The sequence below is a fragment of the Deinococcus roseus genome (assembly GCF_014646895.1).
Classification (GTDB): Bacteria; Deinococcota; Deinococci; order Deinococcales; family Deinococcaceae; genus Deinococcus_C; species Deinococcus_C roseus.
In genome coordinates this window covers 1-638 of the sequence record NZ_BMOD01000093.1, presented here as the reverse complement: position 1 = coordinate 638, position 638 = coordinate 1, and the positions used below count along the sequence as shown (strand labels likewise).

Sequence of the window (638 nt, the reverse complement as noted above, 5' to 3'; positions counted from 1 at the left end):
TTGGAAACCACGCCTGCACCAACGGTCCGGCCACCTTCGCGGATGGCGAAACGCAGACCTTCTTCCATGGCGATGGGCTTGATCAGATCCACAGTCAACTCGATGTTGTCCCCGGGCATCACCATTTCCACGCCCTCGGGCAGGGTGATCACACCCGTCACGTCGGTGGTGCGGAAGTAGAACTGGGGACGGTACCCGCCGAAGAAGGCGCTGTGACGGCCACCTTCCTCTTTGGACAGGATGTACACGCTGCCCAGGAACTTGGTGTGGGGCTTGATTGAGCCGGGCTTGGCCAGCACCTGGCCACGCTCGATGTCATCACGGGCCACACCACGCAGCAGCACGCCGACATTGTCGCCTGCGAGGCCCTGGTCGAGCAGCTTGCGGTGCATTTCCACGCCAGTGACGGTGGTTTTCTTGGTGTCGCGCAGACCCACGATTTCCACTTCATCGCCGACTTTGCAGATGCCGCGCTCCACACGTCCGGTGGCCACGGTGCCACGACCAGTGATGGTGAACACGTCTTCCACGGGCATCAGGAAGGGTTTGTCGATGGCACGCTCAGGGGTGGGGATGTAGGAGTCCACGGCGTCGAGGAGTTCCCAGATGCGGTCGACCCATTCGTTTTCGCCACGGCC

1 protein-coding gene is annotated in these 638 nt (G+C 62.1%); it reads right to left on the bottom strand.

The features are described 5' to 3' along the window. Nucleotides 1-638 (bottom strand): EF-Tu C-terminal domain-related protein (locus IEY52_RS26525; RefSeq protein WP_268239770.1); only part of this gene is annotated, 638 nt, incomplete at both ends.